This is a genomic window from Parahoeflea olei (assembly GCF_001703635.1).
GTDB classification, from domain to species: Bacteria; Pseudomonadota; Alphaproteobacteria; order Rhizobiales; family Rhizobiaceae; genus Hoeflea; species Hoeflea olei.
Map to the genome: position 1 here is coordinate 85411 of NZ_LQZT01000002.1, position 20493 is coordinate 105903.

The following is a 20493-nucleotide window of genomic DNA, read 5'->3' on the forward strand; positions in this document are numbered from 1 at the left end:
CATGGAAAGGAGACTTGCCATGCGCATGATGGGACACAACCGGGAACGACCCAAGGGGCAGGGGAGCAAATCGATGTATGCGATCGTATTCGACCTCGATACCAACAGCCTCAAGGACGTCTATCCCGGTCCGTCCTGGAACAATGCCTATCAGGAAATCCGCGGATTTCTTTCGGAGCGCGGGTTCGGGTGGCAACAGGGCAGCACCTATTTCGGCGACGAGAGCGTCGACGCGGTGCGATGCGTGTTGACGATCCAGGACCTCACGCACTCGTTCAGTTGGTTTTCGGCGTCGGTGCGAGACATCCGAATGCTTCGAATCGAAGAGAACAACGACCTGATGCCCGCGGTTGAGATGGCGTCACGGACAGCCTAGGAAAGCATAGCCAGATGGTTGAATTCACACTCCCGAAGAACTCGCGCCCGACCGAAGGCAAGACCTGGCCGAAGCCCGCGGGCGCGAAGAACACGCGCGAATTCCGCGTCTATCGCTGGTCGCCCGACGATGACGCCAATCCGCGCATCGACACCTATTATATCGACACCGACGATTGCGGGCCGATGGTGCTCGACGGCCTGCTCTGGATCAAGAACAAGATCGACGCCACGCTGACGCTCCGCCGCTCCTGCCGCGAGGGCATTTGCGGCTCCTGCGCGATGAACATCGACGGCACCAACACGCTCGCCTGCACCAAGGGGCTCGACGAGATCGACGGGGCGGTCAAGGTCTATCCGCTGCCGCATCTGCCGGTGGTCAAGGACCTGGTGCCGGACCTGACCACGTTCTACGCCCAGCACCGCTCGATCGAGCCCTGGCTCAAGACCGTGTCGCCGACCCCGGTCAAGGAATGGCGCCAGAGCCACGAGGACCGCGCCAAGCTCGACGGTCTCTACGAGTGCATCCTGTGCGCCTGCTGCTCGACCTCGTGCCCGAGCTACTGGTGGAACGGCCAGCGGTTCCTCGGCCCGGCCGTGCTCTTGCAGGCCTATCGCTGGCTGATCGACAGCCGCGACGAGGCCACCGGCGAACGGCTCGACAATCTCGAGGATCCGTTCCGGCTCTATCGCTGCCACACCATCATGAACTGCGCGCAGACCTGCCCCAAGGGCCTCAACCCCGCCAAGGCGATCGCCGAGATCAAGACCATGATGGTCGAGCGCCGGCTGTAGCACCGGCCTCACGCCACACCTCACAAGCCGGAAGGCCACCTCGTCGGGTGGCCTTTTTGCTGTCGGGCGATGCGGACCTGGCCACGTTCCTTGCCGGCATGCCCCATGCAAAGTACCGTGTGGTGGCGGCGGCAACCAGCCGTAGTCCGGAACGAAAAAGGCCACCCGGGAAGGTGGCCTTGTCCGTCTTCGATCGGAGGTCCGATCGATCAGAAATGGTAGCTCACGCCGAACTTGATGAGATCGACATTGCCGTCGACCTCGAAATTGGCGCCGCCGATATTGTAGGTTTCCTTGCCGAATTCGTGATGCTGGTATTCGAGACGGGCGGAAATGGTGTCGGTGACGAAGGCTTCGACACCGGCGCCGATGACCCAGCCGACATGGGTGTTCTTGTCGGTGATGCCGGGTCCGATATTGGTGAGTTCGAGGCCGCCTGCGCTCACGCCGCCGGTTGCGTAGAACAGCACGCGGTCGGCAGCAAAGCCGGCGCGAATGCGTGCCGATGTCAGCCAGTTGGCGCTCGTCTCGATATTGAATACGGAGGTCACGTCGGCATTGGTGATCGCACCGTCCACCTCGGCGCCGAGCAGGATGTTGTCGAACATCACATTGTAGCCGACATGGAGGCCGCCGAGAAATCCGTCGAAGTCCGCCTGACCGCCAAAGCTGTCGGCGCCCTCGAACCAGGAATAGCCGCCGTCGACGCCGACATAGGCGCCGGACCAGTCGAACCCGGGCTGGGTGACGATATCGTCTGCGGCCATGGCCGGCAGAACCGCCGAAGCGAGGAGAAAGCAGGAGGCCAGAAGGGTCTTTTTCATGATTGCGATCCGTGTTGGGAAGGAGTCGAATGGTGAGGCCAGAGTAGGAAATTGCCCTTGCGACGGGAAACCTGAAACGCACTCAAACGCGGCCGCAATGCGCCTATAAGTTGAGACCTGTTGCCTGTGCGCCACATATCCGGCGCGGCCATGTGCGCCCCGCTCCCGCTTGTTGTCGCGAGCGGAATTGTCCGCGCCGGCGGGAACAGGCGGGTGGTGCTGCCAGCCCGGCTTGCCTCCATGCCTCCCCCGCCCCTGATCGGGCACCCCTGGCGCAAGCGGAGCGGCAAGCCTGATGCCGGTGCGGGGATTTGAAACGCTCCCGGCCCGGCCCCTTTTTCCCCGCGTTTACCGGCCCTGTTATCCTAGGGCCTGTTCGAGGTCGGCGATCAGGTCGTGCACATGCTCGATGCCGACGGAGACGCGGATCAGGCTTTCGGGAATACCTGTGTGGGGTTCGATGGTATGGCGGTGTTCGACCAGGCTTTCCACGCCGCCGAGCGAGGTGGCGCGGTGAAACAGCTTGAGCCGGCCGACCACGGCGAGCGCCTCGGCGGCGCCACCTTCGACCAGGAAGGAGAGCAGGCAGCCGAAGCCGTCCTGCATCTGGCGCGCCGCAACCTGGTGGCCGGGATGGGTGGACAGGCCGGGATAGAACACGTCCGTGACCTTCGGGTGTGCCGCGAGCCATTCGGCAATCGCCTGCGCCGTGCGGCTCATGCGCTCCATCCTGAGCGGCAGCGTGCGCATGCCGCGCAGCAACAGCCAGGCCTCGAAGGGGCCGATCACCGCGCCCGCGTCGTGGCGGTCGGCCTTGATGTCGGACCAGACGGCCGCGGCCGGCGCGGCGGTGGCCAGCACGCCGGCCAGCACGTCGGAATGGCCGTTGATGCCCTTGGTGGCCGAATGCATGACGATATCGGCGCCATGGGCGAGCGGGCGCTGCAGCACCGGCGTGGCCGCGGTGGAATCGACCGCCAGCAAGCCGCCCACCGCATGCGCCGCGCGCGCGGCGGCGGCAATGTCGACCGTCTTGAGCCAAGGGTTGGAGGGCGTCTCGATGAACATGATCGCCGGCGAATGCGCCGCGCAGGCTTGTTCGAGCGCCGCGGCGTCGCTTGCGTCGACCTCGTGCAGCGCGATGTCGCGACGGGCGGAAAAATCCCTGAGCCATTTGGTGGTGCCCCAGTAGATCCCCGATTGCGCCACCACCGATGCGCCATTGGGCAGGGTCCGGAACAGCGCCGCGATCGCCGCCATGCCCGAGGGGAACAGCAGCGCTTCCTCGGCACCCTCGAGCCGGGCCAGCACGCTCTCGGCAACCCGGACGATGTCGGAATTGTCGCGCGCATAAATATTGTCGGGATTGACCAGCGCATAGCGCTCGTCGCGCAGGAAGGTGGTCGAGGCCTGGATCGGCGGCACCACCCCGCCGGACGGGGCGTCCACGGCGCCGCCGGCCTGGGCGGCGATGGTCGAGGGATCGAGGTCGTTGGCAAGGGTCATGTGCGGTCTGTCTTTCCCTGGCCGTGGCCAGCTTCGCGGGCGCGTGCGCCTTATGTCCTTGCTATGGTCTAGCAGTTGCACGCCGGAATTCAACGGGTTCTGGCCCGCGTTCCGGACGCCGCGGCACGTGTTCGCGGAGCGAATGCGGGAGCAGGATGGGAGGGCATGCCAGGCCAATCCCGAGGGCTGCGGCTGCAAACCTGCAAATATGCAGGCTCTATTGACGAAATTCGCCGTCATGATATGCAAATATGCATGGATTGGACATCGATCAGTTTCGACTGGAACCGGGCCAGGACGTTCCTTGCGGTCGCCGAGCAGGGCTCGCTGTCGGCGGCAGCGCGCGCGCTCGGCCTGGCGCAGACCACGCTTGGCCGCCAGGTCGCCGCATTCGAGGCCGAGCTCGGCGTGGCCCTGTTCGTGCGGGCCGGCCGTGGCCTCGCGTTGACGCCCGCCGGACTGGACCTGATGGATCACGTCCGCGCCATGGGCGCGGCGGCGAGCCGGATCACGCTTGCCGCTTCGGGACGAACCCAGGCGATCGAGGGCACGGTGTCGATCGGCGCGAGCGAGGTCGATGCGGCCTACCGGCTGCCTCGGATCGTAAGCCGGCTCAGGAAAGAGGCTCCGGGGCTCGAGATCGAGATCGTCGNNNNCCGATCCGGATTTTGGCCAGGGCGGGGCCGACATCGTCATATGCAACCACCGCCCGACCCGGCCCAACCTGGTGGCCCGCAAGATCGGCGACGTCGAAGCCCGGCTCTACGCGACGCCGGACTATCTCGCCAGCATCGGCAATCCGGCGGAGCCCGCGGCGCTCAAGGGCGCGGCCTTCATCGGCTTCGACCGCAGCGGGGACCTGATCGGCGCGCTGGCCCGGTTCGGCCTCGAGCTTGCGCAAGCCGACTTTCCGATCCTGTCGGGTAGCCATCTGGTGCAGTGGGCGCATGTCTGCCAGGGGCTCGGCATCGGCATCATGACGAGCGATATCGGCGATGCGGAGCCGAGGGTCGTGCGGGTGCTGCCCGAGGCCATGCCGATCCGGGTGCCGGTCTGGCTCGTGGCGCACCGGGAGGTCCATACCAGCCGGCGGCTGCGGCTGGCCTTCGATCTCCTGGCGCGCGAACTCGCTCACGGCTGACCGCCGGCTTCCACGCCGGCGCGCGGTCGCATTGGCTGAAACGCCTAGTCGTCGCGCCGTCGTTTCTGGCGCGTGGCCGCGCCGATCTCGGCGGTGTAGAAGCGGAACGTGTCGCGGCCACTGGCCTTCGCCTCGTACATCGCGATGTCGGCATGGAGCAGCAGGGTGTCGGCGTCGGTCCCGTCCGCGGGGTAGGAGGCCACGCCGATGCTGGCGGTCACCCGGAACAGGCAACCCTCGATCTCGACCGGCTCGGCGATCGCCGTGCGGATCCGCTCGAGCACGGCGGTCACGTCGTCCTCTCCGCGATCCCTGTCGGCAAGCAGGATCACGAATTCGTCGCCGCCGAGCCGGGCGACGGTGTCGGAGCCGCGCACGGCGTCGCTCATGCGCTTGGCGACCACCTTCAGCAAGGCGTCCCCGGCGATATGGCCGAGCCTGTCATTGACCGGCTTGAAATTGTCGAGGTCGATGAACACCGCGCTCAAGCGGTGGCCGGTGCGCTTGCTGTCGAGGATCGCCTGGGTGAGCCGGTCGGTCAGCAGCGTGCGGTTGGGCAGTCCCGTCAGCGCGTCATGCAGCGCCATGAAGTGGATTTCGGCTTCGGCCTGCTTGCGGTCGGTGATGTCGCGGCAGACGCCGACAAGCCCGATGATGTGGCCCTCCGCGTCACGCAAGGCCACTTTGGAGGTCGCGAACCATTTCTCCCGGCCTTCGAAATCGACCAGGGTCTCCTGGATGTCGATCAGCGGCTCTCCGGTGCGGACCACGGTCTGTTCGTCGGCGAAGAACTTGTGGGCGAGCGCCGGGTGGTGGAGATCGAAATCGGTCAGGCCGATCAGCTCGGCCGGTTCGCGTCCGAGATCGGCGGCGACTGCGCGGTTGGCGATGACGAACCGGCCTTGGGCGTCCTTGACGAAGAGATAATCCGGCACCTGGTCGATCATTGCCCGGAACAGCTGCCGTTCGGCCTCCAGGCTCTCCGGCGCCGCGGACCTTACCGCGGCGGGGCCTTGCGCGGCGGTTTCGCGCTGGATGCGGGAATTGGCGATCAGCAGCCGATCGATCTGCTCCCGCGGCCCGGCGGGGGCTTTGATGCTGTTTTTCCCGGTCGGGACAGCGGTGGAAAGATCGACGGTCTTGTTCTTCATCGTTGTCTTGTTTGCATCCTGTCGCAAGCCAGTGCTTCTGATGCCGGGAGCGGAACCTTATCAACCCGGGATTACAATCCGATTAACGGAAACTACCGTTGGTCTGGTCCCGGGTGCCCGGATCCGGGAAAGATGCGGGCGTTCCGGTCCGGGCCAGGGCCGCGCCGTTTTGGCGCACCGGTTTTGTCGCCCGGTTTGACCGCAATCAACTTGCGCCGGTCGCAGCACTGGTAACGAGGAGGCCTCGTTTTCGCCAAACAAGGAAAAGCTGATGTCAGAAACCGACTGGAATGCCTTCATCGACCAGACCAATGCCCGCATGGCGACCTTGCGGCTGGCGATGCCGGACCAATCCAAGGGCTTTGCGGCACTGGCGCAGGCAGCGACCGCGCCCGGCGCGCTCGACCCCAAGACCAAGGAACTGATCGCGCTGGCAATCGGCATCACCGCGCGCTGCGACGGCTGCCTCGCCTTCCACGCCAAGGCTGCGCGCAAGTTCGGCGCCACCCGCGAGGAAATCGCCGAAACCATCGGCGTCGCGGTCTATATGGGCGGCGGCCCGTCGATGATCTATGGCGCGGAGGCGCTGGCGGCCTACGACGCGCTGGGGTAGGGCGCCGGCGCGGCAGGTTTCACGGCTTTGTGCGGACGCGTGAGTTGCGAAATCCGGCGGCTGAGCTAGGTGTAGTCCCAAGGAGGACATCGCCATGCCCAGACTGCTGCTTTCCCTCATGCTGACGGCGTTCTGCATCGCCGCCGCGCCGGCCTCGGCCGAGACCGCTGCCGCACCCGCCACGGATGGCGCCGACACCGGCGTGGCGATTTTCGCCGGCGGCTGTTTCTGGTGCGTGGAAAAGGATTTCGATCACGTCGCAGGCGTCCGGGAAACGGTGTCGGGCTATATCGGCGGCAAGGCGGGCAACCCGACCTATGAGTCCCATGTCGCAAATGGCGACCGCGAAGCCGTCGAGATCCGCTACGACCCCGCGGTGGTCAGCTATTCTCGGCTGCTCGACATCTTTTTCCGGACCGTGGATCCGACCGATGGCGGCGGGCAGTTCTGCGACCGCGGCCACAGCTACACGACGGCCGTCTATCCCGTGAACGCGGCGCAGGCGGCGGCCGCGGAAGCCGCGCGGGCCGGCGCTGAAAAGGCGCTCGGCAAACCGGTCGTCACCGAGATCGCGGCCCCGGCAACGTTCTGGCCCGCCGAGGACTATCACCAGGATTTCTACAAGAAGAGCCCGGTACGCTACACCTATTACCGCAAGGCCTGCGGCCGCAACGCGGCGGTCGAGGCGCTGTGGGGCGACGAGGCCTATCGCGGGGTCGACAAATAAGCGGTGGCCAAAGCGGCGCGAATCCGGCATTTGCCCTCGGGAAGCAGGGGGCAGACGGATGCGAACGGGCCAATCTGTGCGCAAAAAGCCTCACACCCGGCGGAAGGTCCCATGAATGCCGGATTTTCGATACATAGGCCGCCTGTCGGCGGCGGTTTGCCTTGCAATTACCATTCTATGTGCATTTTATGAAACTCAACGGGACGAACAGCGAAGCGCAGGTTTCGCGTAAACGGAGCTTACTCATGAAGTTGCAAACCATGCTTGTCGTTGCTGCGGTGGCCGCGGTGCTGGGCGGATGCCAGCGGACATCCTTCGGCAACCTGAACACGCAGCAGCAGCCCGCGCCCCTGATGCCCGCGCCGGTCGGTGGCGTGCAGTCGGGCCAGTTGCCGCCGCCCGGCACGGGAACCGGCATGGACCAGGCGACCGCCTTTCCGGAAGCGCCGAGCGCGCCGGATGCCTCCAGCATGCCGCAAGTGGCCAATGCCAATGCGCCGGAACTGACCCGCGAGGCGCTGATCGGCCGCTGGTCGGCGGGCACCGGCGGCACCAGCTGCGACGTGTTCCTGTCGCTGACCAAATGGACCGGCGGCTATCGCGCCGCCTCGCGCGGCTGCGTCGGCGCCGCCGCGGCGATCGCGGCCTGGGACGTGCAGGGCAAGCAGGTGATCCTCGCCGATTCGTCGGGCAACCAGGTCGCCCGCCTCTACCAGTCGGCCAGTGAGCGCTATGACGGCTCCACCTCCGCCGGCCAGCCGATCTCGCTGTCGCGCTGAAAACCGGAAACGGCGTGACCCGATAGGCCCCGCAGCATGAGCTGGAAATCCCTCGACACCGTTGCGAGCGCCTATGCGGCGCGGGTCGCAAGCGGTGAACTGTCCAACGACCCGGCGCAGGTGCGGCTCGCACGCCGGCTCGACGCCGTGCTCGACGCGGTCTCCAGCAAGCGGCTGGCCACCAAGTCGAGTGCGCTCGGCTGGCTGTTCGCGCGCAAGCGCGCGGACAACACGCCGCCGCGGGGGCTTTATGTCCATGGCGCGGTCGGCCGCGGCAAGACCATGCTGATGGACATGTTCTTCGAGATGGTGCCGGCCCGGCGCAAGCGCCGCGCGCATTTTCATGATTTCATGGCCGACGTGCACAGCCGCATCCATGCCCACCGGCAGAAGCTGAAGGCCGGCGAGACCAGCCAGGCCGATCCGGTGCCGCCGGTGGCGGAAGAGCTGATCGCGGAAGCCTGGGTGCTGTGCTTCGACGAATTCTCGGTCACCGACATTGCCGACGCGATGCTCTTGTCGCGGCTGTTCGAGCAGCTGTTCAAGCGCGGCTGCGTGCTGGTGGCGACCTCCAATGTCGAGCCCGACGATCTCTATCGCGACGGGCTCAACCGGCAGCTGTTCCTGCCCTTTGTCGGCCTGCTCAAGGCCCATGTCGACGTGCTCAATCTCGATGCGAGCACCGATTACCGCATGGAATCGACCGATCGGCTGCCGGTGTTTCACAGGCTTCAGGCGGGGGAAGGCGACGAGGCGCTCGACACGGCCTGGCGGCAGGTGACGGGCGGTGCCGCGCCGTTGCCCGACAAGATCCAGATGAAGGGCCGGCAGGTGCCCGTGCCAGCGGCGGCAGCGGGGGCGGCGCGGTTTTCCTTTGCCGATCTCTGCGAGGCGCCACTCGGGGCCTCCGACTATGCGGCGATCGCCGAGCGCTACGCCACCGTGTTCGTCGACCGGGTGCCGGTGATGAGCAAGGCGCAGCGCAATGCCGCCAAGCGCTTCATCATCCTGATCGACACGTTCTACGACCGCAAGACCCGGCTTTTCCTGTCGGCCGCGGCCGATCCCGAGGGGCTCTATCCCGATCCCTCCGGCACCGAGGGCTTCGAGTTCGCCCGCACCGTCTCGCGCCTGACGGAAATGCAAAGTGCCGACTATCTGGCGGCCAGCCGTGCCGGCGAAAGCTTCGCAACTGCCGCGAAGCCCTGAAAACTTTGACGTTTACGTAAATATTTCAAAAGCTAACCGTTTGAAATTACTGGTAGCGAAAGTTTGAGTTGCCAGTTTTGTCTATAAGGTCTATGCGAAATGCCGGAAATCGGAGCCGGGCATGGGCCTTGTTCCTCAAGCACAACGATCTCGCGGAGAGGATTGATATGGCGCGCAGTAAGATTGCATTGATTGGTTCGGGCATGATCGGCGGCACGCTGGCCCACCTGGCAGGCCTCAAGGAACTGGGCGACATCGTCCTGTTCGACATCGCCGAAGGCACGCCGCAGGGCAAGGCGCTCGACATCGCCCAGTCCGCGCCGGTTGAAGGCTTCGATGCCCGCCTCTCGGGCGCCAACGACTATTCCGCGATTGAGGGTGCGGATGTCTGCATCGTCACCGCCGGCGTCGCCCGCAAGCCCGGCATGAGCCGCGACGACCTGCTCGGCATCAACCTCAAGGTCATGGAACAGGTCGGCGCCGGCATCAAGAAATACGCCCCCAACGCCTTCGTGATCTGCATCACCAACCCGCTCGACGCGATGGTCTGGGCGCTGCAGAAGTTCTCGGGCCTGCCCAAGAACAAGGTCGTCGGCATGGCCGGCGTGCTCGACTCGAGCCGCTTCCGCCACTTCCTCGCCGAAGAGTTCAATGTTTCTGTCGAGGACGTCACCGCCTTCGTGCTTGGCGGCCACGGCGACACCATGGTCCCGCTCGCCCGCTACTCCACCGTTGCCGGTATCCCGCTGCCGGATCTCGTCAAGATGGGCTGGACCACCAAGGAAAAGCTCGAGGAAATCATCCAGCGCACCCGCGACGGCGGCGCCGAGATCGTCAAGCTCTTGAAGACCGGCTCGGCCTATTACGCACCTGCCGCGTCCGCGATCCTGATGGCCGAGAGCTACCTCAAGGACAAGAAGCGGGTGCTGCCCTGCGCTGCGCACCTGTCGGGCCAGTATGGCGTCAAGGACATGTATGTGGGCGTGCCCTGCGTGATCGGCGAAGGCGGCATCGAGCGCGTGATCGAGATCGAGCTCAACAAGACCGAGCAGAAGGCCTTCGACAAGTCTGTCGAAGCCGTCGCCGGCCTTTGCGAAGCCTGCATCGCCATCGCACCGAACCTGAAATAAGCGCGGGCTCCCCGCCCTCTCACTTGAGGAGTTCCCATGAACATCCATGAATACCAGGCCAAGGCCCTTCTGAAGGGATATGGCGCACCGGTGGCCGAAGGCGTCGCCATCTTCTCGGCCGACGAGGCCGAAGCCGCGGCGAAGCAGCTGCCGGGACCGCTCTACGTGGTCAAGAGCCAGATCCATGCCGGCGGACGCGGCAAGGGCAAGTTCAAGGAACTGGGCCCGGACGCCAAGGGCGGCGTCCGGCTCGCCTTCTCGATCGACGAAGCCAAGGCGCATGCGGCCGAAATGCTCGGCAACACGCTGGTGACCAAGCAGACCGGCCCCGCCGGCAAGCAGGTCAACCGCCTCTATATCGAGGACGGGGCCGACATCGAGCGCGAACTCTATCTCTCGCTGCTGGTCGACCGCACCGTCGGCCAGGTGGCCTTCGTGGTCTCCACCGAAGGCGGCATGGACATCGAGGCGGTTGCCGAAGAGACGCCCGAGAAGATCGTCACCGTGGCGATCGACCCGCAGGCGGGCGTCACCGCTGACGATCTCGCTAAGCTCAACGGCGCGCTCAAGCTCGAGGGCGATGCGGCCAAGGACGGCGAAAAGCTGTTCCCGATCCTCTACAAGGCCTTCGTCGAGAAGGACATGGCGCTCTTGGAGGTCAACCCGCTGATCGTGATGAAGAACGGCCGCCTGCGCGTGCTCGACGCCAAGGTCTCGTTCGACAACAATGCCCTGTTCCGTCATCCCGAAGTGGTCGAGCTGCGCGACCTCTCCGAAGAGGACGAGAAGGAGATCGAGGCCTCCAAGCACGATCTCGCTTATGTCGCGCTCGACGGCAATATCGGCTGCATGGTCAATGGCGCGGGCCTGGCCATGGCGACGATGGACATCATCAAGCTCTATGGTGCTGAGCCGGCTAACTTTCTCGATGTCGGCGGCGGCGCGTCCAAGGAAAAGGTCACCGCGGCGTTCAAGATCATCACCGCCGACCCGGCCGTCAAAGGCATCCTCGTCAACATCTTCGGCGGCATCATGAAATGCGACGTCATCGCCGAGGGCGTGGTCGCGGCCGTCAAGGAAGTGGGGCTGAAGGTTCCGCTGGTGGTGCGCCTCGAAGGCACCAATGTCGCGCTCGGCAAGAAGATCATCAACGAAAGCGGCCTCGACGTGATCGCCGCCGACGACCTCGATGATGCCGCGCAGAAGATCGTCAAGGCTGTGAAGGGATCCTGATTACATGTCCATTCTGATCGACAAGAACACCAAGATCCTGGTTCAGGGCCTGACCGGCAAGACCGGCACCTTCCACACCGAACAGGCGCTGGCCTATCACGGCACCAAGATGGTCGGCGGCATCCACCCCAAGAAGGGCGGATCGACCTGGGAAGGCTCGAACGGCGAGAAGCTGCCGATCTTCGCCTCCGTCGCCGACGGCAAGGCCGAGACCGGCGCCAACGCGTCGGTGATCTATGTGCCGCCGGCCGGAGCCGCGGACGCCATCATCGAGGCGATCGAAGCCGAGATCGAGCTGATCGTCTGCATCACCGAAGGCATTCCGGTGGCCGACATGATCCGCGCCAAGGCGATCCTCGACAAGTCGAAGTCGCGGCTGATCGGCCCGAACTGCCCCGGCGTGATGACGCCGGACGAGTGCAAGATCGGCATCATGCCGGGCAACATCTTCAAGAAGGGCTCGGTCGGCATCCTGTCGCGCTCGGGCACGCTCACCTATGAGGCCGTGTTCCAGACCACCAACGAAGGGCTGGGCCAGTCGAGCGCGGTCGGCATCGGCGGCGACCCGGTCAAGGGCACGGAGTTCATCGACATTCTCGACCTCTATCTCGACGACCCGGAAACCGAATCGATCATCATGATCGGCGAAATCGGCGGCTCTGCCGAGGAAGACGCCTCGGCCTGGCTGATCGAGCAGGCCAAGAAGGGCCGCAAGAAGCCGATGGCGGGCTTCATCGCCGGCCGCACCGCGCCCGCGGGCCGCACCATGGGCCATGCCGGTGCCGTCATTTCCGGCGGCAAGGGCGGCGCCGAGGACAAGATCAAGGCGATGGAGGCCGCGGGCATCCGCGTCTCGCCCTCGCCGGCGCGTCTTGGCAAGACCCTGGTCGAAGTGCTCAAGGGATAGGTTCCGGCCATGCGCATGAGCGACATCGCATTCGGCATCACGGACTGGGACGGCATCGCGCCGGTGCGCCATTCCGGCGATGCCGGCCATGCGCTGTGGCGGACCTGCAGCTTTGGACCGGCGGACAATCCGATCCGGGTCCGGGTGGTCGAGTATTCCCCGGGCTACGAAGCGGACCATTGGTGCGAGAAGGGCCACATCCTGTATTGCCTTGAGGGTGAACTGGAAACGGTTCTGGCCGATGGTCGCAGCTTCAGGCTGGCGCCCGGGATGAGCTACCAGGTCGCCGACGGAGCCGAGCCGCATCGCTCGCGTGCCGCCGGCGGCGCGAAACTGTTCATTGTCGACTGAAGGATCGGGGTCGACGGAAGGATCGGGATCCGACGCATGAGTGATGCCACGCGCAGAGCTTTCCTGACCCGGACGGGATGTCCCGCCCGGGCAAGGGCGTCGGGGACCAGGCCGGCAACCGCCGGCATGTGCAGCAAGCGCGGCGGAAAGACCGCGCGAGACCGGACTGAAGGCGCCGCGCCGGCTTCCGGGTTCGGAGGGTTTGCCCGGTAAAGGCCGCGCAAGCCTCAACGTCTAAGGGAGAGGGCCGGACACCAAGGCCCCTAAAAGGTGAGACCCATGGCACGCAACGACGAAGCCAATGACATCATGGCAGAAACCTCGTTCCTGTATGGCGGCAACGCGCTCTACATCGAGCAGATGTATGCCCGCTATCAGGACAACCCCGGCAGCGTCCCGGCCGAGTGGCAGTCCTTCTTCGGCGAATTGAAGGACGACCCGGAGCAGGTGCGCAAATCCGCCGCCGGGGCCTCCTGGAAGCAGGCCAACTGGCCGGTCCAGGCCAATGGCGAACTGGTCTCGGCGCTCGACGGCGACTGGGGCAAGGTCGAAAAGATCGTGTCCGACAAGCTCAACGGCAAGGCCAAGGCTGCCGGACAGCCGGTCGAGACCGCCGACGTGATGCAGGCCACGCGCGATTCCGTCCGCGCGCTGATGATGATCCGTGCCTTCCGCATGCGCGGTCACCTGCATGCCAAGCTCGACCCGCTCGGCATCGCCCAGCAGCCCGACAACGACTACAATGAGCTTTCGCCGGAGGCCTACGGCTTCACCGAGGCCGATTACGACCGCAAGATCTTCATCGATTACGTGCTCGGCCTCGAATACGCGACCATCCGCGAGATGCTCGACATCCTGGTGCGCACCTATTGCTCCACGCTCGGCGTCGAGTTCATGCACATCTCCAACCCCGAGGAGAAGGCCTGGATCCAGGAGCGCATCGAGGGGCCGGACAAGGGCGTCGAATTCACCGAGAACGGCAAGAAGGCGATCCTGCAGAAGCTGATCGAGGCCGAGGGCTTCGAGCAGTTCATCGACGTGAAATACAAGGGCACCAAGCGCTTTGGCCTCGACGGCGGCGAATCTCTGATCCCGGCGCTCGAGCAGATCATCAAGCGCGGCGGCAATATGGGGCTCAAGGAAATCGTCTTCGGCATGGCCCATCGCGGCCGGCTCAACGTGCTGACCCAGGTGATGGCCAAGCCCCACCGCGCTGTGTTCCACGAGTTCAAGGGCGGCTCCTACAAGCCCGACGAGGTCGAAGGTTCGGGCGACGTCAAGTATCACCTGGGCGCCTCGTCGGACCGCGAGTTCGACAACAACAAGGTGCACCTGTCGCTGACGGCCAACCCCTCGCACCTGGAAATCGTCAACCCGGTGGTGATGGGCAAGTGCCGCGCCAAGCAGGACATGATGGCCACCGTCTGGGAAGGCGACATCATCCCGCTCAAGGAGCGTTCCAAGGTGATGCCGCTGCTTCTGCACGGCGACGCCGCCTTCGCCGGCCAGGGCGTGGTGGCCGAGGTGCTCGGCCTGTCGGGCCTGCGCGGTCACCGGGTCGCGGGCACCGTGCATTTCATCATCAACAACCAGATCGGCTTTACCACCAATCCCGGCTTCTCGCGCTCCTCGCCCTATCCGTCGGACGTGGCCAAGATGATCGAGGCGCCGATCTTCCACGTGAACGGTGACGATCCGGAAGCGGTGGTCTATGCCGCCAAGGTGGCGACCGAGTTCCGCATGACCTTCCACAAGCCGGTGGTCATCGACATGTTCTGCTACCGCCGCTTCGGCCACAACGAGGGCGACGAGCCGTCGTTCACGCAGCCGAAGATGTACAAGAAGATCCGCACCCACGAGACGGTGGTCACGCTCTATGCGCGCCGCCTGATCGAGGAAGGCGTGATCACCGACGGCGAAGTCGAGAAGATGAAGGCCGACTGGCGCGCGCATCTGGAAGGCGAGTTCGATCTCGGCCAGAGCTACAAGCCCAACAAGGCCGACTGGCTCGACGGCCAGTGGTCGGGGCTCAAGGCCGCCGACAACCAGGACGAACAGCGCCGCGGCAAGACCGGGGTGCCGATCAAGCAGCTGCGCGAGATCGGCAAGAAGCTCACGGAAGTGCCGGCAGACTTCAAGGTGCACCGGACCATCCAGCGCTTCCTCGACAGCCGCGCGCAGACGATCGAGTCCGGCGAGGGTATCGACTGGGCCTTCGCCGAGGCACTGGCCTTCGGGTCGCTGTGCCTGGAAGGCACCAAGATCCGGCTGTCCGGCCAGGACGTCGAGCGCGGCACCTTCAGCCAGCGCCATTCGGTGCTCTATGACCAGGAGACCGAGGACCGCTACATTCCGCTCGCCCATCTCGGCCCCAACCAGGCCCGCTACGAGGTGATCAACTCGATGCTGTCGGAAGAGGCCGTGCTCGGCTTCGAATACGGCTACTCGCTGGCGCGGCCGAATGCGCTGACGCTGTGGGAAGCCCAGTTCGGCGATTTCGCCAACGGCGCCCAGGTGCTGTTCGACCAGTTCATCTCGTCGGGCGAACGCAAGTGGCTCCGGATGTCCGGCCTCGTCTGCCTGTTGCCGCACGGCTACGAGGGGCAGGGGCCGGAGCACTCCTCCGCCCGACTCGAGCGCTTCCTGCAGATGTGCGCCGAGGACAACATGCAGGTCGCCAACTGCACCACGCCGGCGAACTACTTCCACATCCTCAGGCGCCAGGTGAAACGCGACTTCCGCAAGCCGCTGATCATGATGACGCCCAAGTCGCTGCTCCGCCACAAGCGGGCGGTGTCGAACCTGTCGGAACTGAGCGGCGACACCTCGTTCCACCGCCTGCTGTGGGACGATGCGGAAGTGCTCAAGGGCGAGCCGATCAAGCTCGTCAAGGACAACAAGATCCGCCGCGTGGTGATGTGCTCGGGCAAGGTCTATTACGACCTCTACGAGGAGCGCGAAAAGCGCGGCATCAACGACATCTACCTGCTGCGCCTGGAACAGCTCTATCCGTTCCCGGCCAAGGCGCTGATCAACGAGCTTTCGCGCTTCCGCAATGCGGAGATGGTGTGGTGCCAGGAAGAGCCCAAGAACATGGGCGCCTGGTCCTTCATCGACCCGTATCTGGAATGGGTGCTCGCCCATATCGACGCCAAGTACCAGCGGGTGCGCTACACCGGCCGTTCCGCCTCGGCGTCGACGGCAACCGGCCTGATGTCGCGCCACCTTGCGCAGCTTGAAGCCTTCCTCGAGGATGCGCTGGGCGGCTGAGGCCGCCCATGACGCCCGAATTGCTCATTGTTCGAAAGACAAAGAACGGAAACAAACACCATGGCAACTGAAGTCCGCGTCCCCACACTTGGCGAATCCGTCAGCGAAGCGACAATCGGCACCTGGCTCAAGAAGGTCGGCGACACCGTCAAGGTGGACGAGCCGCTGGTCGAACTCGAAACCGACAAGGTCTCCATCGAAGTGCCCTCCCCGGTCTCCGGCGTGCTGAGCGAGATCGTCGCCGCCGATGGCGAGACCGTCGAGGTCAATGCGCTGCTGGCCCAGATCGCCGAGGGCGAAGCCGCGGCCGAGCCGGCCAAGGCAGCGCCCGCCAAGTCCGATGACAAGGCCGCATCCAAGCCTGCGGCGGCCCCGGCCAAGGCGCCGGCGGCGGCCAAGCAGGAAACGGCGATGCCGGCAGCACCCTCGGCACAGAAGCTGATGGCCGAGAACAAGCTCGATGCCGGCGATGTGTCGGGTTCGGGCAAGCGCGGCCAGGTGCTCAAGGGCGACGTGCTCGACGCCCTTTCGAAGGGCTCCTCCGCCGCATCGGCCGAAGCGCCGCGCGTGGCCCGCCCCGCCAGCAGCGACGAGGATGCGGCGCGCGAGGAACGGGTGAAGATGACGCGGCTGAGGCAGACCATCGCCCGGCGCTTGAAGGAAGCGCAGAACACGGCGGCGATGCTGACCACCTACAACGAGGTGGACATGAGCGCGGTGATGGATCTCCGCTCGCGCTACAAGGACCTGTTCGAGAAGAAGCACGGCGTCAAGCTCGGCTTCATGGGCTTCTTCACCAAGGCGGTCACCCATGCGCTCAAGGAGATCCCGGCGGTCAATGCCGAGATCGACGGCACCGACATCGTCTACAAGAATTTCTGCCATGTCGGCGTGGCCGTGGGCACCGACAAGGGCCTGGTGGTGCCGGTGGTGCGCGATGCCGACCAAATGGGCATTGCCGAGATCGAGAAGGAAATCGGCCGGCTCGGTCGCGCCGCGCGCGATGGCGAATTGTCGATGGCCGACATGCAGGGCGGCACCTTCACCATCTCCAATGGCGGCGTCTACGGCTCGCTGATGTCCTCGCCGATCCTGAATTCGCCGCAGTCGGGTATCCTCGGCATGCACAAGATCCAGGAGCGCCCGGTCGCCGTCGGCGGCCAGGTGGTGATCCGGCCGATGATGTATCTGGCGCTGTCCTACGACCACCGGATCGTCGACGGCAAGGACGCGGTCACCTTCCTGGTCCGGGTCAAGGACAGCCTCGAGGATCCGAAACGGCTGGTGCTCGACCTGTAAAACTCACAGCGGATCGGGCCGGCTCACGCGGCCGGCCCGAAAGCGTCACCCCACGGGATGAAGGTTCATGAGTCCGGAATTCCTGCTGACAGCCCTGATCGTGGTTCTGGCGCCGGGAACGGGCGTTCTCTACACCGTCTCGACCGGGCTCGGGCGCGGCAGGCTGCCGTCGCTCGCCGCCGCCTTCGGCTGCACGCTGGGGATCCTGCCGCATCTTATGGCCTCCGCGCTCGGGCTGGCGGCGATCCTGCACACCAGCGCGCTGCTGTTTCACGGGCTCAAATATCTCGGCGCGGCCTATCTCGCCTATCTTGCGATCCAGACGCTGCGCGACAAGGGGCCGATCCGCTTCGACGGCGCGGAGGCGGCGCCGAAAAGCCATGGGCGCATCGCCGTGACGGGCTTCCTGATCAATGTGCTGAACCCCAAACTCTCGGTGTTCTTCCTCGCCTTCCTGCCGCAGTTCATCCCGGCGGAGGCCGGGGGCAAGCTCGCCATGATGCTCGAACTCGGCTTTGTGTTCATGGCGATGACCTTCGCGGTGTTCGTGCTTTACGGCTTGTTCGCCGCGCAGTTGCGTCGTGCGGTGCTGGCGAGCGAGCGGGCGATGACGGCGATCCGCCGCGTCTCGGCGCTGGCCTTTGGCGGTCTGGCGGTCAAGCTGGCCCTGGCCGAGCGCTGACATGGCGGGGACGGAGACCATGCGGATCCCTGGGGCAGCCTTTCTGATCGCCGTGATCGCGGCAAGCCCCGTGCTTGCCGCCTGCCCGCAGCAGCTTGCCGTCTACGAGGGGGTGGACGGGATCGGCGCGCTCGAATTTGCCGGCGGCGGGGCGGGCATGCATCCGGAGCTGCGGCTGCTCTACGAGGGTGTGGAACCGGTGACGGCCTATCTCTCCCATGACGGGACGCTGGGCCGCACCGAGGTGATGATCCCGCTCAACTGCCCGGAAGGGGACGTGACCGGCGCGGAACTCGCCGCCTGCCTCGTCTACCAGGGCACGGTCTACACGGTTGCGGGAGACGGCGTGGGCCAGCTCCCCGCGGCCGGGGGCGATGCGGCCGAACGGCTGTTCCTGCCCAATCTCAAGGTCGCCCTGTGGCAGAACCCGCAATTCGGCGACCGGGGACCGGCCGAACCGCCCGCGGAACTGTTCAGGCTCTCGGGCTGCCAGGAATGAGACGGGTGGCCGACACACTTTACGGGATGCGCAAACCGCATTCCTGAAACAAGGATCGATGAAGGGCGTGGGGCGCAATGTCCGCGCGCTGCAAGCGAAAGGACAAGACAATGGCTTACGATGTCATCATTATCGGTTCCGGCCCCGGCGGCTATGTCTGCGCCATCAAGGCGGCGCAGCTCGGCCTCAAGGTGGCGGTGGTCGAAAAGCGCCCGACCTTCGGCGGGACCTGCCTCAATATCGGCTGCATTCCCTCGAAGGCGCTTCTGCATGCCTCCGAAGTGTTCGCGCATGCCAGCCACGGCATGGACAGCCTCGGCGTCGAGACCGGCAAGCCCAAGCTCAATCTCGCAAAGATGATGGCGCACAAGGACGCCACCGTGAAGTCCAATGTCGAGGGCGTGGCCTTCCTGTTCAAGAAGAACAAGATCGACAGCTTCATCGGCCATGGCAAGTTGCTCGGCGAAGGCAAGGTCTGCGTGACCTCCGATGACGGCAAGCAGACCGAATACGAGGCGAAGAACGTGGTGATCGCCACCGGGTCTGACGTGGCCGGCATCCCCGGCCTCAAGGTCGACATCGACGAGAAGGTGATCGTGTCCTCGACCGGCGCCATCGCGCTCGAAAAGGTGCCGGAGCACCTGGTCGTGGTCGGCGGCGGCGTGATCGGGCTCGAACTCGGCTCTGTCTGGGCCCGCCTCGGCGCCAAGGTCACGGTGGTCGAGTTCCTCGACAAGATCCTGGGCGGCATGGACGGCGAGGTCTCCAAGCAGTTCCAGCGCATTCTCGCCAAGCAGGGCATGACCTTCAAGCTCGGCGCCAAGGTCACCGACGTCAAAAAATCCGGCAAGGGCGCCAAGGTCAGCTTCGAGCCGGTCAAGGGTGGCGATGCGGAGACGGTCGATGCCGACGTGGTGTTGATCGCCACCGGCCGCAAGCCGTTCACGGAAGGGCTGGGGCTCGAGGAAGCCGGCGTGGTGCTCGACGAGCGCGGCCGGGTGCGCACCGACCACCACTACCAGACCAATATTCCGGGCGTTTACGCCATCGGCGACGTGATCGCCGGCCCGATGCTCGCCCACAAGGCCGAAGACGAGGGCGTGGCGCTGGCCGAGATCATGGCCGGCCAGGCGGGCCACGTGAATTACGACGTGATCCCGGGCGTGGTCTACACCCAGCCGGAAGTGGCCTCCGTCGGCAAGACCGAAGAAGAACTCAAGCAGGCGGGCGTGAGCTACAAGTCCGGCAAGTTCCCGTTCTCGGCCAATGGCCGCGCACGGGCGATGCAGGCCTCCGACGGCTTCGTCAAGGTGCTGGCCGATGCCGCCACCGACCGGGTGCTCGGCGTCCATATCGTCGGCTTCGGCGCGGGCGAGATGATCCACGAGGCCGCGGTGCTGATGGAATTCGGCGGCTCCTCCGAGGATCTGGGGCGCACCTGCCACGCGCATCCGACCATGTCGGAAGCCGTCAAGGAAGCGGCACTCGCCACCTTCGGCAAGCCGATCCACATCTGAGCCGGAGCCTCCGGCCCTCAAGCAACCGCTGACATGAAAAACCGCCCGGTGTGGGGCCGGGCGGTTTCGTGTGGCTTGCGTCCCGGGAGGGGAGCGGGACACAGGCGGATGAAGTCTGTTAGCCGTCGATGGCCGGGGTTGCGCCGGGTGCCACCGGGGTCGGCGACTGTTCGGCACCGGCTTCCGGTGCGGCGGCTTCAGGGGCGGCCGGGACGCTGAGAGCCGGATCGGGAGCGGGGGCAACCTGTTCGCTGACGCCGGCATCGGGTGCGGCCACGGGGGCTGCGCCGTCATTGTCATACGACCAGAACACGAAGCCGGCAGCCACGAGCAGGATCACGGCGACAATGACGATTCCCAGGCCGCTGGAGCTGCGCGACTCGACGATCGTGGTCTCGCGGATGCGGGGATCGGACCGGCCATAGTCTTCGGGGCGGTTCTGCGGGGTATATTCAACCATTGTGTCATCTCCTCTGACAATACCC

The 20493-nt window shown here is 65.4% G+C and carries 21 protein-coding genes; 17 read left to right on the forward strand and 4 right to left on the reverse strand.

The features are described 5' to 3' along the window. Nucleotides 1–19: 19 nt before the first annotated feature. Nucleotides 20–376 (forward strand): virulence factor, encoded by a 357-nt coding sequence (locus AWJ14_RS03495; RefSeq protein ID WP_245304114.1) that lies wholly within the window; start codon nucleotides 20–22, stop codon nucleotides 374–376. 14 nt (nucleotides 377–390) lie between these two features. Further along, a complete protein-coding gene (locus tag AWJ14_RS03500) occupies nucleotides 391–1170 on the forward strand; it encodes a succinate dehydrogenase iron-sulfur subunit (RefSeq protein WP_066175044.1) in 780 nt (259 codons plus the stop codon). A 209-nt stretch (nucleotides 1171–1379) separates the two neighbouring features. Here AWJ14_RS03500 and AWJ14_RS03505 read toward each other — a convergent pair whose 3' ends face one another. Together AWJ14_RS03505 and AWJ14_RS03510 are read right to left on the reverse strand one after the other, a co-directional pair. Beyond that, nucleotides 1380–1994, reverse strand: a complete 615-nt coding sequence (locus AWJ14_RS03505) for an outer membrane protein (RefSeq protein ID WP_066175045.1) — start codon at nucleotides 1992–1994, stop codon at nucleotides 1380–1382. 360 nt (nucleotides 1995–2354) lie between these two features. After that, a complete protein-coding gene (locus tag AWJ14_RS03510) occupies nucleotides 2355–3500 on the reverse strand; it encodes a trans-sulfuration enzyme family protein (protein ID WP_066175047.1) in 1146 nt (381 codons plus the stop codon). Between the two features lie 255 nt (nucleotides 3501–3755). Between AWJ14_RS03510 and AWJ14_RS22520 the strand changes: the two genes are divergently transcribed. Then, nucleotides 3756–4152: LysR family transcriptional regulator (locus AWJ14_RS22520; RefSeq protein ID WP_210183492.1), on the forward strand; the 397-nt coding region annotated here is incomplete at its 3' end. A 75-nt stretch (nucleotides 4153–4227) separates the two neighbouring features. Next, nucleotides 4228–4641 carry a LysR substrate-binding domain-containing protein gene (locus AWJ14_RS22525; RefSeq protein ID WP_245304121.1) on the forward strand — a complete coding sequence of 138 codons (414 nt, stop codon included), beginning with the start codon at nucleotides 4228–4230 and terminating at the stop codon, nucleotides 4639–4641. A gap of 44 nt (nucleotides 4642–4685) precedes the next feature. Here AWJ14_RS22525 and AWJ14_RS03520 read toward each other — a convergent pair whose 3' ends face one another. Further along, nucleotides 4686–5792 (reverse strand): GGDEF domain-containing protein, encoded by a 1107-nt coding sequence (locus AWJ14_RS03520; protein ID WP_066175049.1) that lies wholly within the window; start codon nucleotides 5790–5792, stop codon nucleotides 4686–4688. Nucleotides 5793–6063: 271 nt separating this feature from the next. Here AWJ14_RS03520 and AWJ14_RS03525 point away from each other — a divergent pair, with 271 nt between their 5' ends. From AWJ14_RS03525 to lpdA, 13 genes are all read left to right on the forward strand, one after another. Continuing rightward, complete coding sequence (locus tag AWJ14_RS03525) at nucleotides 6064–6405, forward strand: carboxymuconolactone decarboxylase family protein (protein WP_066175051.1); 342 nt, start codon at nucleotides 6064–6066, stop codon at nucleotides 6403–6405. A 94-nt stretch (nucleotides 6406–6499) separates the two neighbouring features. Continuing rightward, the gene (msrA, locus tag AWJ14_RS03530) at nucleotides 6500–7132 is read left to right on the forward strand and encodes a peptide-methionine (S)-S-oxide reductase MsrA (RefSeq protein ID WP_066175053.1); all 633 of its coding nucleotides are present in this window, start codon (nucleotides 6500–6502) and stop codon (nucleotides 7130–7132) included. Nucleotides 7133–7377: 245 nt separating this feature from the next. Further along, nucleotides 7378–7911: a protease inhibitor Inh/omp19 family protein gene (locus tag AWJ14_RS03535; protein ID WP_066175056.1), complete on the forward strand. Its 534-nt coding sequence runs from the start codon at nucleotides 7378–7380 to the stop codon at nucleotides 7909–7911. 36 nt (nucleotides 7912–7947) lie between these two features. Then, complete coding sequence (gene zapE / locus AWJ14_RS03540; protein WP_066175058.1) at nucleotides 7948–9120, forward strand: cell division protein ZapE; 1173 nt, start codon at nucleotides 7948–7950, stop codon at nucleotides 9118–9120. Between the two features lie 167 nt (nucleotides 9121–9287). After that, the gene (gene mdh, locus AWJ14_RS03545; protein WP_066175205.1) at nucleotides 9288–10250 is read left to right on the forward strand and encodes a malate dehydrogenase; all 963 of its coding nucleotides are present in this window, start codon (nucleotides 9288–9290) and stop codon (nucleotides 10248–10250) included. 36 nt (nucleotides 10251–10286) lie between these two features. Beyond that, a complete protein-coding gene (gene sucC, locus AWJ14_RS03550; RefSeq protein WP_066175060.1) occupies nucleotides 10287–11483 on the forward strand; it encodes an ADP-forming succinate--CoA ligase subunit beta in 1197 nt (398 codons plus the stop codon). A 4-nt stretch (nucleotides 11484–11487) separates the two neighbouring features. After that, nucleotides 11488–12390, forward strand: coding sequence for a succinate--CoA ligase subunit alpha (gene sucD / locus AWJ14_RS03555; protein WP_066175062.1), 903 nt, complete (start codon nucleotides 11488–11490; stop codon nucleotides 12388–12390). A gap of 9 nt (nucleotides 12391–12399) precedes the next feature. After that, nucleotides 12400–12741: a DHCW motif cupin fold protein gene (locus AWJ14_RS03560; protein WP_066175064.1), complete on the forward strand. Its 342-nt coding sequence runs from the start codon at nucleotides 12400–12402 to the stop codon at nucleotides 12739–12741. Between the two features lie 279 nt (nucleotides 12742–13020). After that, a complete protein-coding gene (locus AWJ14_RS03565; RefSeq protein ID WP_066175066.1) occupies nucleotides 13021–16011 on the forward strand; it encodes a 2-oxoglutarate dehydrogenase E1 component in 2991 nt (996 codons plus the stop codon). Between the two features lie 60 nt (nucleotides 16012–16071). After that, nucleotides 16072–17310, forward strand: a complete 1239-nt coding sequence (gene odhB / locus AWJ14_RS03570) for a 2-oxoglutarate dehydrogenase complex dihydrolipoyllysine-residue succinyltransferase (RefSeq protein ID WP_066175068.1) — start codon at nucleotides 16072–16074, stop codon at nucleotides 17308–17310. A 67-nt stretch (nucleotides 17311–17377) separates the two neighbouring features. Further along, entirely contained in the window at nucleotides 17378–17992 is a 615-nt protein-coding gene (locus AWJ14_RS03575; protein ID WP_066175070.1) for a LysE family translocator, read from the forward strand. 19 nt (nucleotides 17993–18011) lie between these two features. Beyond that, nucleotides 18012–18491, forward strand: a complete 480-nt coding sequence (locus tag AWJ14_RS03580) for a hypothetical protein (RefSeq protein WP_139112514.1) — start codon at nucleotides 18012–18014, stop codon at nucleotides 18489–18491. A gap of 77 nt (nucleotides 18492–18568) precedes the next feature. Further along, nucleotides 18569–20008, forward strand: a complete 1440-nt coding sequence (gene lpdA, locus AWJ14_RS03585) for a dihydrolipoyl dehydrogenase (RefSeq protein WP_139112515.1) — start codon at nucleotides 18569–18571, stop codon at nucleotides 20006–20008. Between the two features lie 118 nt (nucleotides 20009–20126). Here lpdA and AWJ14_RS03590 read toward each other — a convergent pair whose 3' ends face one another. Next, nucleotides 20127–20468, reverse strand: a complete 342-nt coding sequence (locus tag AWJ14_RS03590) for a hypothetical protein (protein WP_066175075.1) — start codon at nucleotides 20466–20468, stop codon at nucleotides 20127–20129. Between the last annotated feature and the right edge of the window lie 25 nt (nucleotides 20469–20493).